This is a genomic window from Mycobacterium sp., assembly GCF_029961025.1.
Taxonomy (GTDB): domain Bacteria; phylum Actinomycetota; class Actinomycetes; order Mycobacteriales; family Mycobacteriaceae; genus Mycobacterium.
The window spans coordinates 292343-305097 of record NZ_JASBVP010000006.1 but is presented as its reverse complement, the minus strand read 5'-3'; the positions used below and the strand labels follow the sequence as shown (position 1 = coordinate 305097).

The following is a 12755-nucleotide window of genomic DNA, read 5'->3' as shown; positions in this document are numbered from 1 at the left end:
CTCGGGGCATCACGGCAGTGCGGCCACCAGCTGCTCCACCGACACCCGGGGTCCGGTGAAAAACGGTGTCTCCGCACGGGTGTGGCGCCGAGCGTCGGTGGCGCGCAAGTCGCGCATCAGGTCGACGATGCGGTGCAACTCGGGAGCCTCGAACGCCAGGATCCACTCGTAGTCGCCCAGCGCGAACGCCGGAACGGTGTTGGCTCGCACCTCCTTGTACTCGCGGGCGGCCATGCCGTGTTCGGCGAGCATGCGGCGACGTTCCTCCTCGGGCAGCAGGTACCACTCATAGGACCGCACAAACGGATATACGCAGATGTAGGCGCCCGGCTCCTCGCCGGCAAGAAACGCCGGGATGTGGCTTTTGTTGAACTCCGCCGGCCGATGCAACGCCACACTGCTCCACACCGGTGTGCAGGCCCGTCCCAATGTGGTGGTGCGCCGGAAATCCTTGTAGGCCGCTTGCAGCGCCTCCACCGGTTCGGCGTGCGTCCAGACCATGAAATCGGCGTCCGCGCGCAAACCCGCGACGTCGTAGAGCCCGCGCACCACCACGCCGCGTTCCTCCTGCTGCTTGAGGAAGGTGGCGGTCTCATCGATGATCGTGGCGCGCTCGGCCCCCAGCACACCCGGGCGCACGGAAAACACCGAAAACATCACATAGCGCAGCGTGGCGTTGAGGGCGTCGTAGTCCAAGCGGGCCATGGCTCTATCGTGCCACGCACGCCGCAACCTCCCTCACCACGCGGGCTACCGCGTGCCCGGCAGCCGCGATACAGGCCGGCACACCGATTCCGTCGAGGTAGCCGCCGGCCACGGCCAGCGTCGGCGGTAGGCCGGCGCGCACCGCGGCGACCACGGCGGCATGGCCGGGACCGTACTGGGGCATCGCGTCGATCCAGCGCTGCACGCGGGCATCGAGGGGGTCGACGGACACCCCGAACACGGTGGCCAGGTCGGCTAACGCCCAGTCCAGCAGCTCGCCGTCGGACACGCTGACAGCGACCTCGTCGCCGAACCTCCCGAACGACAGCCGCAGCAGCTCCACATCACCGCGGCGGCCCCACTTGCGCGACGACAGCGTGATCGCCTTGGCGTGCAACCGCTCGCCGCTGGCCACCAGCACACCCGAGTGTTCGGGAAACCGGGTGTCGCCGGGCACCGCGAGCGCCACCACCGCCGACGATGCGCTGGCGATCCGGCGCGCCGCCGCCGCGGTCCCCGGGGCAACGGGCTCAACCAGGGGGGCCAGCCGCGGGGCCGGGACGGCCAGGACGACGCCGTCGGCGCGCCAGTGGGCACCGGTGTCGTCGTGCAGCGTCCAGCCGGTCTCGGTACGGGCACGGTCGATCCTGTTCACGCCCGCCCGCACCCAGCGCACCCGGCTGCGCCGGACCAACTCGTCGACCAGCACCCCATAGCCGCCGTCCACCGCGCCGAACACCAGCCCGCCGCTCCCGCTCGGCCGCGCCCGGCGGACCGCGTCGGTCAAGCTGAGCGCACCGGCATCCAGGGCGGCCGCCACGGACGGTGCCGCCGAGCGCAGCCCGATGCTGGCAGCCGAGCCGGCATACACCCCGCCCAGCAGCGGATCAACCGACCGGGCCACCACCTGCTCGCCGAACCTCTCGGCCACCAGCGCGGCCACGGCGGGATCACCGCCGGGCCGCCAGCGCAGCGGACGCCTCGGTTCCCCGGCGATACGTGCGATCGTCGTCGCGTCGACCAGCCCGGCCACGGACATCGCTGACGACGGAATCCCGGCCACCGTGTCCGGTGGCAGCGGATGCAGCCGGTCCCGGCTGTAGATCAGCGGCCGGGCACCGGTGGTGGGCCGTTGCCGGTCCGACAGCCCCAGCTCGGCCAGCAGCGCCGGAACTTCGGGACGGCGCACCACGAACGCTTCGGCGCCCACGTCCATCGGCTGCCCGCCGACGCTCTCGGTGCGTAACACCCCACCGAGCCGGTCGGCGGGGTCGAACAGCGTGATCGTCGCGTCCTCCCCGGCGCTCACCCGTAGCCGGTAGGCCGCGGTCAACCCCGAGATGCCGCCGCCGACAATGCCGTAGGAGCGGGTCATAGCGAGTGCACCAACGCCACAAGGTCGGTCAGAATGCCCGGATCGGTCTCCGGCAGCACGCCGTGCCCGAGGTTGAAGATGTGACCGGCCGCACCGGCGTCGACCGCGTGACGACCATCGTCGACCACGGCGCGCGCCGCGCTCTCGACCACGGGCCAGCCCGCCAGCAGCACCGCCGGGTCGAGGTTGCCCTGCAGCGCCGTGCCCGGCTCGACACGGCCGGCGGCATCGGTCAGCGACGTCCGCCAGTCGACCCCCAGCACCCTCGCCGGCCCGGGCTGCTCACCCGATTTCAGGGCCGTCGACATCGCGCCCAGCAATTCGGCGGTCCCGATGCCGAAGTGCGTCATCGGCACGCCGTATCCGGCCACCGCGGCAAACACCCGTGCGCTGTGCGGCAACACGTACCGGCGGTAGTCGGCCAACGAGAGCGTTCCCGCCCATGAGTCGAACACCTGCAACGCGTCCGCTCCGGCGTCGAGCTGGACACGCAGGAACGCAATGGTCAAATCGGCCAGCTTCGCCATCAGCGCGTGCCAGCTCGCGGGCTCGGCCAGCATCAGCGCCTTGGTCCGGACATGGTGGCGGCTGGGTCCGCCTTCGACCAGATAGGACGCCAATGTGAAAGGGGCTCCGGCGAAGCCGATCAGGGGAACCTCACCCAGTGCGCCCACCAGCAGCGAAACCGCCTCCGACACCGGCTGAACCGCTTGCGGCTCAAGGGGTCTGAAAGCAGTGATATCGGCCTCGGTACGCACCGGGGACGCGATGACCGGACCGACATCGGGGACGATGTCCAAATCGACGCCTGCGGCGCGCAGCGGCACCACGATGTCGGAGAAGAGGATCGCCGCATCGACACCGTGGCGACGGACCGGTTGCACGGTGATCTCGCAGATCAGTTCCGGGTCGAAGCACGCCGCCAGCATGGCGTGCTTATCGCGTAGCTCCCGATATTCGGGCAGCGAGCGGCCGGCCTGACGCATGAACCACACCGGTATCCAACGGGGTTTGCGGCCAGCGGCCGCGGCCAGATACGGCGACTCGGGAAGGTCGCGACGGGTTCTCATTGTGCTCAATGCTGCCACGGCAGCCCGCTGGCACCGGCACCCGTCGTTCGACGAGCCACATATTTGCCCTATCCCCGGTACGGGCTCGGGGAACGCTGAATCGGAGACGGCCAGGCCCGCGCGTAACATCACGGACCGCAGCCGTTTAGTGACCAGCGCCGAATGAGCCCCCTCGAGCGTCAGGAGCCGGGATGCCAGTCAGCCACCCCCCCGTCAGCTACGACGAGTTTTCGAGCCTTCGCGTCGAGCCGGGTGCCGAGGGGGTGCTGCACCTGATCCTCGATGCACCCGGTCTGAATGCGGTCGGGCCGCAGATGCACCGCGACCTCGCTGACATCTGGCCGGTCATCGATCGCGATCCCGACGTGCGTGTCGTCCTCGTCCGCGGGGAGGGCAAAGCGTTTTCCGCCGGTGGCAGCTTCGAGCTGATCGAAGAGACCATGGGGGGCTTTGCCGACCGGGTCCGCATTCTGCGGGAAGCACGCGACCTGGTGCTTAACCTGGTCAACTTCGACAAGCCGGTGATCTCGGCGATCCGGGGCCCGGCCGTCGGCGCGGGTCTGGTGGTAGCGCTTCTCGCCGATATCTCGGTTGCCGGCCGGACCGCGAAAATCATCGACGGTCACACCAAACTCGGGGTGGCCGCCGGGGATCACGCCGCGATCTGCTGGCCACTGCTGGTCGGCATGGCCAAGGCGAAGTACTACCTGCTTACCTGCCAGCCGCTGTCCGGGGAGGAAGCCGAAAGGATCGGCCTGGTGTCACTGTGCACCGACGACGACGAGGTGCTGACGACCGCAACACGCCTGGCCTCGGATCTCGCGAGGGGCGCTCAAACTGCGATCCGCTGGACGAAACACAGCCTCAACCACTGGTACCGGATGTTCGCGCCCGCTTTCGAAGCCGCCCTCGGCCTGGAATTTATCGGATTCAGCGGCCCCGACGTTCGGGAAGGACTGGCGGCACACCGCGAGAAGCGCCCGGCACGATTTGACGCCGCAACCGACAGCACGCCCACCCAAGCGCGCTGAATGGTCCCGGCCCGCTTGACGGGCATCCTGCCGCACGGACCCGGCGCACCGCGCGGCCGGTAGCTACCGGCCGGGCCTGCGGCGTGCCTGCCCACGCGGGTCTGCGGTTGGGTCTACCGTCGAATGGTGTGAGCCCCGCCGGCGACGATGCAGAGCGAAGCGATGAGGAGGAGCGGCGATATTGAGCTCAGCCGAACCGATCCCATTCCGCGAAGCGGTGGCCACGATGAATGCTGTCACCGTGCGCTCCGAAATTGAGCTCGGCCCGATCCGACCGCCGCAGCGCCTGGCACCGTATAGCTACGCCATCGGCGCCGAGGTCAAACATCCCGTGCGCGACGTGGTCCCGGAGCAGCCGGAGGGCGATGCGTTCGGTCGGTTGATCCTGCTCTACGACCCGGACGGGTTCGATGCGTGGGATGGCACCTTGCGGTTGGTCGCCTACATCCAGGCCGACCTGGACTCCCATGAGGCCATCGACCCGCTGTTGCCGGAGGTGGCGTGGAGCTGGCTGGCCGACGCGTTGAAGTCGCGCGCCGAGCACGTCACCGCGCTCGGCGGTACCGTCACTGCCACCACGTCGGTGCGCTATGGCGATATCTCCGGACCGCCGCGCGCCCACCAGTTGGAGCTGCGGGCATCCTGGACCGCGACCACCCCCGACCTCGGCCCTCACGTCGAAGCGTTCTGCGAAGTGCTCGAGCACGCCGCGGGGCTGCCACCGGTCGGGGTAACCGACCTAGGTTCGCGCTCACGCATCTGACATGGGTGACGCGGCGGCCGATCAGAGCTCCGAACCCGTCCCGACACCGTTGCTGCACCCGGCCGGCGGGGTGCCGAAGCTCTCAGCCACGAGCACCGAGATCGAGGCGGCGGCCGAACTCCTGCGCGGCGGATCTGGACCATTCGGGGTAGACGCCGAGCGGGCATCGGGATTTCGTTACTTCAACCGCGCGTATCTGATCCAGATTCGGCGCGCCGGCGCGGGCACCGTGCTCATCGACCCGGTCAGCCACGGCGGTGATCCGCTCGCCATGCTTCGGCCGGTGGCCGAGGTGCTCAGCGAAGACGAGTGGATCCTGCACGCCGCCGATCAGGATCTGCCGTGCCTGGCCGAGGTCGGCATGCGACCGCCCATGCTGTTCGACACCGAGCTCGCCGGACGGCTCGCCGGGTTCGACCGGGTCAACCTGGCGGCCATGGTCCAGCGGTTGCTTGGTCTCAGCCTCGCGAAAGGCCATGGCGCGGCCGACTGGTCTCGGCGCCCCCTGCCGGTTGCGTGGCTGAATTACGCTGCCCTCGACGTCGAGGTGCTGATCGAACTACGCGGAGCGGTCGCGGATGTGCTTGCCGAGCAAGGAAAAACCGATTGGGCTGCCCAGGAATTCGAATACCTTCGGACCTGTGTAACGCCGCCGCCCACCCGGCGGGACCGCTGGCAACGCACCTCAGGCATCCACCGGGTGCGCGACCGACGCGGCCTGGCCGTGGTTCGCGAACTCTGGACCGTGCGTGACCGCATCGCCAGGTGCCGCGACATCGCGCCCGGCCGGGTGCTGCCCGACTCGGCCATCATCGACGCGGCCATCGCCGACCCCAAGACCCTCGAGGATCTCCTTGCCCTGCCGACATTCGGCGGGCCAAAACAACGCCGCCACGCCGGTACCTGGCTGGCCGCGATACAAGCGGCCCGGGAAAACCCTGGGGCCCCCGAAGAGGCCGAGCTGACCAACGGCCCGCCCCCGACGACGCGCTGGGGCAAACGGAGGCCGGAGGCGGCCGCGCGCCTCGACGCGGCCAGAGCGGCGCTGGCAGCGTTATCGCAACGGGTGGCGGTGCCCACGGAAAATCTGGTGTCCCCGGATTTGGTGCGGCGGTTGTGCTGGGACTGGCAGGGCGGCGACGAAAGCGTGATCGAGGAGTTTTTGCGCGCCGGCGAGGCCAGGGCGTGGCAGCGCGAGCTCGTGGTTCCGGTACTGGCGGCGGCGTTGTGCCATCGGCCGACTGAAAGCTAGCCCGGGTAGTCCGGGTGCTCGCCGACCCCGGACTGATCCGCCGTTCTCCGACACTCTCCCCCGAGCGGGGGATCGCCCCATCCCGGCCCGTCCCCGCCCGCATCGTCGCCGGACCCAAGCCCGATCGTCCGGCTCCCCAGTGCCGCAACCCAACCGGTGATCCGGCGGGCCACGTTCTGGTCGGTCAGGCCGGCCTCCGCCAATACCTCGGCCCGCGACCCGTGATCGTAAAACCGCTGCGGCAATCCGATGTCGCGGCACGGGACGTCGATCTCTGCGCGCCGCAGTGCGGCCGACACCGCCGAGCCGACACCGCCGTTCACACCGTTGTCCTCCAGTGTGGCGACCAACTTGTGAGCCACCGCCAACTCGCAGACGGTGTCGGGCACCGGCAGAACCCACCGTGGGTCGATCACCGTCACTCCGATGCCCTGCTTACGCAGCCGTTTGGCCACCGCCAGCGCCATCGAGGCGAATACCCCGACCGCCACCAGCAGCACATCGTGGGTCAGACCGCTGGCGGGCACCGCCAGCACGTCCACACCGGACCTCCGCTCCAATGCCGGAATATCTTCTCCCACATCACCTTTGGGGAAACGAATCGCCGTCGGGCCGTCGTCGACGTCAAGCGCCTCACCGAGTTCTTCGCGCAACCGGGTGGCATCGCGAGGCGCGGCCACCCGCATGCCGGGCACGATGCCCAGCATCGACAGGTCCCACATACCGTTGTGGCTGGCGCCGTCCGGGCCGGTGATCCCGGCCCGGTCGAGCACCATGGTGACCGGCAGCTTGTGCAGCGCGACGTCCATCATGATCTGGTCGAACGCGCGGTTGAGGAACGTCGAATAGATCGCCACCACCGGGTGCAGCCCGCCCATTGCCAACCCGGCCGCTGAGGTCAGTGCATGCTGCTCGGCGATGCCCACGTCGAACAACCGGTCCGGGAACCGCTGCCCGAACGCCGTAAGCCCGGTCGGGCCGGGCATGGCCGCGGTGATCGCCACGATGTCGCGGCGCTTGGCGGCATAGGCGATGAGCGCGTCGGAGAAGGTAGCGGTCCAGCCCGGCCCCGTCACGTCGGCGGCCAGCCCGGTCGCCGGGTCGATCACCCCGCAGGTATGCATCTGCTCGGCCTGGTCACCCTCGGCCGGGGCGTAGCCCATGCCCTTGCGGGTCACCACGTGAACGATCACCGGCGCACCGAAGCCGCGGGCCCGCCGCAGCGCGGACTCCACGGCGTGCTCGTCGTGACCGTCAACGGGCCCGACGTACTTCAGGCCCAAATCGGTGAACAGCAGTTGCGGCGCCAACGCATCTTTGATGCCGGCTTTGACGCTGTGTATGAGGTGATAACACAGCTCACCGACGACCGGAATGCCGCGCATCGCGCGGCGACCCTGGTCCAGCGCTCGCTCATAGCCCGGCTGCAGTCGCAGTGCGGCCAGGTGGTCGGCCAGTCCGCCAAACGTCGGCGCATAGCTGCGGCCGTTGTCGTTGACGACGATCACCACCGGCCGGCGGGCCGCGGCGATGTTGTTGAGGGCCTCCCAGCTCATCCCGCCGGTCAGCGCCCCGTCACCGACCACCGCCACCACATGCCGGTTGCGGTGCCCGGTCAACTCGAACGCCTTGGCCAGGCCGTCGGCGTAGGACAACGCCGCGCTGGCGTGGCTGGATTCCACCCAGTCGTGTTCGCTCTCGGTGCGGCTGGGGTACCCCGACAAGCCGTCCTTTTTGCGCAAGGTGTCGAAACCCTGGCGGCGTCCGGTCAGCATTTTGTGGACGTACGCCTGATGGCCCGTGTCGAAGATGATCGGATCGTGCGGCGAGTCGAAGACCCGGTGTAGCGCCAGCGTCAGCTCGACGACGCCGAGGTTGGGCCCTAGGTGTCCCCCGGTCGCGGCCACCTTGTGGATCAAAAACTCGCGAATCTCGTGGGCCAGCTCATGGAGCTGGGTCTGGGAAAGATGCTGCAGATCGGCGGGCCCGCGGATCTGTTCAAGCATCCCGCCAGTGTACGCAGGCGGGCCGGTCACCTCCCAAAGGCGGGACCAACCGCGATCCGCACCGTGGATCCCTGCTATACGCCGGCCAGACCCTCGAAAGGCGAACCGGCCGCCGTCTTGATAGCGTTGGTGCCCGGTGAGCCGGGAAGTCTGGTCGGCGTCGTTGTCCGCTCAACCCGGGAGTTCATCATGGGCGTCGCCGTCTCCAGTTGCAGTGCCCGCGATTTGCGAGCACACCGCCGCTTCGGCAAGCGCTGGGGCATCGGAGGGTGCGTCCGCGCCCGCAGCGATCACAGAATCGCCGCGCATCGGAAGTATCGTTGCGGTGTGCGTGCAGAGGACATCGACGAGAAGTTTCCGGTCGTGCACATCGACTCCGATGCGCTCGACGCCGTCCGCCTTCTCGCCGAGCACCGCCTGACCGGAATCGTGGTTGTGACGGGGACCCCCGCCAAGCCGTACGCCGTGCTGCCGGCCTCCCAGGTTGTCCGGTTCATCGTGCCCGGCTATGTGCAGGACGACCCCGGGCTGGCCGCTGTGCTGAACGAGTCGATGGCCGACCACGCCGTCGAGAAGCTGCGCGGCAAGACGATCCGTGACGTGCTGCCCCAGCAACGACAGATCGTGCCCGTGGCCAACGCCGACGACACGATCATTGAGGTGGCCGAGACCATGGCCCGCCTGAGATGTCCGCTGGTCGCGGTGGTCAAAGACGGCAAGTTGCACGGGGTGATCACCGCTTCGCGCCTGCTGGCGGCCGCGCTGAAAAATTGATCGGCGGCCCGGTGGATCGGCCCCGATGATGCTCTACGCCGGTGCGGTGTTCGTGGTCGCTTATGCGCTGATCATCAGTGAGCGCTTCAGCAAGACCACGGTCGCGCTGGTGGGTGCGGGGCTGATGGTCCTGTTACCGGTGATCGACGCCCCCGACGTGTTCTACTCCCAAGCGACCGGAATCGACTGGGACGTCATTTTTCTGATGCTGGGCATGATGATCGTCGTCAGCATCCTGCGCCAGACCGGCGTTTTCGAATACGCCGCGATCTGGGCCGCCAAACGCGCCAACGGCTCCCCGCTGCGCATCATGGTCCTGCTGATGGTGGTGATGGCGCTCGCGTCGGCGGTGCTGCCCAACGTCGTTTCGGTGCTGTTGATCGCACCGGTCACGCTGCTGGTCTGCGATCGGCTGGCGATCAGCCCGGTACCGCTGTTGATCGCCGAGGTGTTCGCCTCCAACATCGGCGGCACGGCGACACTGGTCGGCGACCCGCCGAACATCATCATCGGCGCCCATACCGGCCTGTCATTCAACGCCTTTCTGGTGCACATGGCGCCGATCGTGGTCATCGTGATGCTGGTCTTCATCGCCGTGTCACCGCTGTTGTTCCGCGGTTTTCCCGCGGTCGATGCCGAGCGAATCGCCGACGTCATGTCGCTGCAGGAGGACGAGGCGCTTCGCGATCGCGGGCTGCTCGTCAAGTGCGGGGTGGTGTTGGCGACGATGCTCACCGGGTTCGTCGTCTCCCCGGCAATCCATCTTCAGCCGTCCCTGGTGGCACTCTTGGGCGCCGGCGCCCTCATCCTGGTCTCCCGCCTGGATCGGTCGGACTACCTGCACAGCGTGGAATGGGACACCTTGCTGTTCCTCGTCGGCCTGTTCATCATGGTCGGCGCCCTGCTGAAGACCGGCATCATCACCAAGCTGGCCCAATTGGCGGCCCACGCCACCGGTGGCAACGCCCTGCTGACGACGATGCTGGTGCTGGGGGTGTCGACGCTGGTGTCCGGTTTCATTGACAACGTGCCGTACGTAGCCACGATGACACCGATCGTCGGCCACCTGGCAGAGACCATGCCCAGTCACCCGCACCAGAACGTGCTGTGGTGGTCGCTGGCGCTCGGCGGCGATTTGGGCGGCAACCTGACCGCCGTCGGGGCCACCGCCAATATCGTGATGCTCGGCATCGCCACGCGCGCCGGCAATCCCATCTCGTTTTGGGAATTCACCCGCAAGGGCGTGGTGGTCACGGCGATCTCCGTGGCGCTTTGCGCGGCCTACTTGTGGCTGCGCTACTTCGTGGCCGGTTAGCGTCGTGAGCCGCTAGCGGGTGAGCAGTGCGACGCATTCCACGTAATGGGTCAGCGGAAACGCATCGAACACCCGCAACTTGTCCACGACGTAGCCGTGAGCACGGTAGAGACCGATATCGCGGGCGAAGGACGCCGCCTCGCAGCCCAGGTGGACCACTCGTGGAACCCCCGCGGCGGCCAGCAAGTCGATCACCTCGCGCCCGGCCCCGGACCGCGGAGGATCCAGCACCGCCACGTCGGCGCCGAACGTCTGCCCCTCGAGCACACGCCGCACCGAGTCGGTGATGACCTGTACCTGAGGCAGGTCGGCCAGGGCGGCCGCGGCCGCGCGCGATGCCGCTCGAGAGGTATCCACGCTGAGCACCCGCCCCGACGGGCCCACGGCAGCACCCAGAACCGCGGCGAAAACACCCGCGCCACCGTAAAGATCCCAGGCGGTCGCGCCCGCATCGGGTTGCGCCCACTCGCTCACCAGGGCGCTGTAAACGCGCGCCGCATCACGGTGCGGCTGCCAGAACGCCGACACCGGTACCTGCCAGCTACGCCGGCCAACCCGCTGCGCAGCGTGATAACTGCCCTCCACCACCGTGGTCGACGTCCGTCTGCCCCGCCGCAGCGTCCAGGCCACGTGCCGCTGACCGTCGTCGTCGACGGCCACATGCAGGTGGGCGGTGGGGGGGCAGCGGATTCCCTCCAACCCTTCGGTCATACCGGGGGACAGCTGCGCGCAGCGCAGCTCGGTGACGAGTTCGTCGCTGTGGTAACGGTGAAAGCCCGCACGACCGTCCGGCCCCACGTCCAACCGGACCCGGGTGCGCCAGCCGGTGGGTCCTGTCACCGAGAGGGGCTCGACCTCGCCGTGCCACCGGTGACCGCCCAACCGCGCCAGCTGATTAGCGACCACCTCGGCCTTGAGCGCACGGGCTGCCCCCGGGTCGGCGAAGGCCAGGTCGCAGCACCCGGAACCACCCGAACCGGAGATCGGGCACAGCGGCTCGATTCGGTGCGGCGACGGCTCGATCACCTCGATAACTTCGGCGTGCCAGTAGGAATGGTGCCCCGAGGTAACCCGTATCCGCACCCGCTCGCCGGGCAACGCATACCGAACGAACACCACCCGCCCGTCGTGGCGCGCCACGCAGCTGCCACCATTCGCCGGGACCCCGGTAACCACAGTCAGCTCTGCTAACGGGATATCGGTGGAGTTCGCGGTCAATCGAGGATCCCCCGACGCACATCGTCCGCAGCCCACCGTTGCACCATCTTGAGGTGCTGCGATGAACCCAGCTGCCGGGCAACCGAAGTCATCGTCACTGCGGACATGAACAACAGCCTTCCCCTCAACGGGCGGGGCACTGTGCGGATGCCCCATCCGCGCCCACCCGGTGCACCGGCATGCTCCGGGTACGCCGTCACTCGGTGCGCGGTACTCGCTGGGCGGCCCCGCGTCATTGTGCTGGCAAGCGGCCGGCCCGCGCAATTCCTGGCTGGCGGTTCGGGGTGCCCGCGGGGCCAGGCGCCGCAAGGCGACCCGCTGGGGGCTAAGCGGGTGTGGGTCGACCCTTCGCTATCCCACAGCATCCCACAGCCCCGGGGACACCGTCGCTCTCCAACGGCCCCGGAACAAGCTTAGACGTGAGAGCCAGGGGCGAGCTCACACGGGACTGGCGGTAGCGTTCCCTGGGCAGGAACGTTTCCGACGATTATCGGCCGGCCAACGGGGTCGCCGAGGCGGTCTGCGAGCGGGAGACCTTCGGTGCGGGTAGTGGTCATGGGTTGCGGCAGGGTAGGGGCGTCGGTGGCCGACGGTTTGTCGCGGATCGGCCACGAGGTAGCGGTGATCGACCGCGACAGCACCGCCTTTACCCGGCTGAGTCCGGAATTCGCCGGCGAACGTGTGCTGGGAATGGGGTTCGACCGAGACGTACTGCTGCGAGCCGGCATCGAGCGGGCCGATGCCTTCGCCGCGGTGTCCTCCGGGGACAACTCGAACATCATCTCGGCGCGGCTGGCCCGGGACACGTTCGGTGTCACCCGCGTTGTGGCGCGGATCTTTGACGCCAAACGCGCCGCGGTCTACGAACGGCTCGGCATCCCGACGGTCGCAACCGTGCCCTGGACCACCGATCGTTTGCTTCACGCGTTAACCGGCGAGACCGAGACCGCCAGGTGGCGCGACCCGACGGGCACCGTCGCGCTCGTCGAGCTCGCCTTGCACGAAGACTGGATTGGGCATCGGGTCACCGACCTGGAGGTAGCCACCGGCGCCCGCGCCGCGTTTGTGATCCGCTTCGGTACCGGCCTGTTGCCCGAACCGAAGACCATCATTCAGGCCGGCGATCGGGTCTATGTCGCCGCGATTTCCGGTCGGGTCGCTGAGGCGGCTGCCATCGCGGCTTTGCCGCCGAGTGAGGAACTCGAGTCGTGAAGCGGGTGTTCAAGCCCACCGGGGTTGAGGAGTG

At 68.5% G+C, this 12755-nt stretch carries 10 protein-coding genes and 1 pseudogene; 6 read left to right on the top strand and 5 right to left on the bottom strand.

Annotated elements, in window-relative coordinates; genetic code table 11:
* Positions 1–9 precede the first annotated feature (9 nt).
* The 3 genes from hemQ to hemE are packed head-to-tail and all read right to left on the bottom strand — an operon-like array spanning position 10 to position 3150.
* A complete protein-coding gene (gene hemQ, locus QJR12_RS09395; protein ID WP_300581107.1) occupies positions 10–705 on the bottom strand; it encodes a hydrogen peroxide-dependent heme synthase in 696 nt (231 codons plus the stop codon).
* A 4-nt stretch (positions 706–709) separates the two neighbouring features.
* Positions 710–2080 carry a protoporphyrinogen oxidase gene (locus QJR12_RS09390; protein WP_300581104.1) on the bottom strand — a complete coding sequence of 457 codons (1371 nt, stop codon included), beginning with the start codon at positions 2078–2080 and terminating at the stop codon, positions 710–712.
* Positions 2077–3150 (bottom strand): uroporphyrinogen decarboxylase, encoded by a 1074-nt coding sequence (hemE, locus tag QJR12_RS09385; protein ID WP_300581101.1) that lies wholly within the window; start codon positions 3148–3150, stop codon positions 2077–2079. The genes QJR12_RS09390 and hemE overlap by 4 nt, the downstream gene beginning before the upstream one ends.
* 191 nt (positions 3151–3341) lie before the next feature.
* On the opposite strand from hemE, the gene QJR12_RS09380 reads away from it, so the two are divergent.
* The 3 genes and pseudogenes from QJR12_RS09380 to QJR12_RS09370 all read left to right on the top strand — a co-directional run bounded on the left by QJR12_RS09380 (position 3342) and on the right by QJR12_RS09370 (position 6196).
* Positions 3342–4181 carry an enoyl-CoA hydratase/isomerase family protein gene (locus QJR12_RS09380; RefSeq protein WP_300581099.1) on the top strand — a complete coding sequence of 280 codons (840 nt, stop codon included), beginning with the start codon at positions 3342–3344 and terminating at the stop codon, positions 4179–4181.
* Between the two features lie 128 nt (positions 4182–4309).
* Positions 4310–4944, top strand: a pseudogene (locus QJR12_RS09375) (DUF3000 domain-containing protein).
* 1 nt (position 4945) lies between these two features.
* Complete coding sequence (locus QJR12_RS09370) at positions 4946–6196, top strand: ribonuclease D (RefSeq protein WP_300581096.1); 1251 nt, start codon at positions 4946–4948, stop codon at positions 6194–6196.
* Here QJR12_RS09370 and dxs read toward each other — a convergent pair.
* Complete coding sequence (gene dxs / locus QJR12_RS09365) at positions 6193–8202, bottom strand: 1-deoxy-D-xylulose-5-phosphate synthase (RefSeq protein WP_300581094.1); 2010 nt, start codon at positions 8200–8202, stop codon at positions 6193–6195. The genes QJR12_RS09370 and dxs overlap by 4 nt on opposite strands.
* 327 nt (positions 8203–8529) lie before the next feature.
* Here dxs and QJR12_RS09360 point away from each other — a divergent pair, with 327 nt between their 5' ends.
* Both QJR12_RS09360 and QJR12_RS09355 read left to right on the top strand, forming a co-directional pair.
* On the top strand, positions 8530–8976 hold the full coding sequence (locus QJR12_RS09360) for a CBS domain-containing protein (protein ID WP_300581092.1): 447 nt from the start codon (positions 8530–8532) through the stop codon (positions 8974–8976).
* 25 nt (positions 8977–9001) lie between these two features.
* Entirely contained in the window at positions 9002–10291 is a 1290-nt protein-coding gene (locus tag QJR12_RS09355; protein WP_300581089.1) for an ArsB/NhaD family transporter, read from the top strand.
* Positions 10292–10303: 12 nt separating this feature from the next.
* Here the strand turns inward: QJR12_RS09355 and QJR12_RS09350 are convergent, their stop codons facing one another.
* A complete protein-coding gene (locus QJR12_RS09350) occupies positions 10304–11488 on the bottom strand; it encodes a TRAM domain-containing protein (protein WP_300581284.1) in 1185 nt (394 codons plus the stop codon).
* A gap of 561 nt (positions 11489–12049) precedes the next feature.
* On the opposite strand from QJR12_RS09350, the gene QJR12_RS09345 reads away from it, so the two are divergent.
* The gene (locus tag QJR12_RS09345) at positions 12050–12721 is read left to right on the top strand and encodes a TrkA family potassium uptake protein (RefSeq protein WP_300581086.1); all 672 of its coding nucleotides are present in this window, start codon (positions 12050–12052) and stop codon (positions 12719–12721) included.
* Positions 12722–12755 lie beyond the last annotated feature (34 nt).